Source organism: Wenzhouxiangella sp. YN1 (assembly GCF_056324145.1).
Genome location: NZ_JBJNIO010000126.1, coordinates 1 through 983, shown reverse-complemented (window position 1 = coordinate 983; position 983 = coordinate 1). Strand labels below are relative to the sequence as shown.

At 57.3% G+C, this 983-nt stretch carries 1 protein-coding gene and 1 pseudogene; both read right to left on the bottom strand.

From position 1 onward, the window contains the following. Positions 1 to 112 precede the first annotated feature (112 nt). Positions 113 to 313, bottom strand: coding sequence for an alpha/beta-hydrolase family protein (locus ACEWQZ_RS05685; protein WP_476482106.1), 201 nt, complete (start codon positions 311 to 313; stop codon positions 113 to 115). A 60-nt stretch (positions 314 to 373) separates the two neighbouring features. Then, a pseudogene (locus ACEWQZ_RS05680) lies at positions 374 to 838 on the bottom strand (alpha/beta-hydrolase N-terminal domain-containing protein); the annotation flags it as partial. Positions 839 to 983 lie beyond the last annotated feature (145 nt).

Here is a 983-nt window from a genome sequence, read left to right as displayed (position 1 = left end):
CGAGGCTTTGAAAAGGGGTAGTGTTTCACCCATGGCGTGTTCTCTTTCTGTCGTGGGATTAGTGCCTTAACACTCTGATTATACGACAGAAATTGACACGCCATACCTCTTTCTAGCCCGCATTGAAGAATAAGGGGGGGTGAATGTACTCCAAAGTGTCGACGGCGTCTGGATCCAGCCAGCCAGTCCCGGTCGTAGTTGCCACTACCAACACTTCGCGCTCGAATGCGCCGGTTCGCTTCAGTTCATCCAGCGCCAACTGAGCGCGAGCCTCGACTGTGTCAGCCGATTTGAGCCCGACGTAGACTCTAATCGGCTGCCTGGGCTCGATGTCAGCGAACTCTTCCAGCTGCTTGACGGAAGGTCCGCCGGCGACAAAGTTACGGCCTTGTCGTCCAAGGCTGTCCCAACTGACGTGCGAGTCCGGACTGCCCGAGCGCAGGCTTGAAGTCGGCTGCTGAACACCTGGATCAGTCTGGGCGTCCAGGCCGGAGAAGCCGTAGTTGGCGGCCGCCACCAGTCCACGCGCCACTAATCCGGAGAAGATCAGATCGAGCAAGATCAAACCGACCACGAACCCGAGCGGGACCGCCAGCTTCGGCGGCAGCTTTTTCAGACTGAAGTCTATATTGGCCCTGAAAAACCGCCGTATCTGTCGGGCAATTGCCAGCACGCTCCACCCGACCAGCAATGCCACCGCAGTAAATTTCACGCTGTAGGCGTTGTCCCTTGTGGAGCCTACGATGTCGATCACCTGTTGATTCCAGCCCGCCGCGCGATAAATGAACCAGCCCAGCGCTAGCACAAAGGCAGCCGCAAAAACCCGCCGAATCCAGTTTTTTGGGTCTGTTGAATTCCAAGTGGGTTAAGCATACACATGCGGATTGATGCGTCCGAAGTCGAGCTTCCCCGCCAGCAGGAAGATCACCGTCCGGGCGGTACTCAGTCGCGTGTAGCCTCGGGCTTTTCGTTTCGCAGCTTGG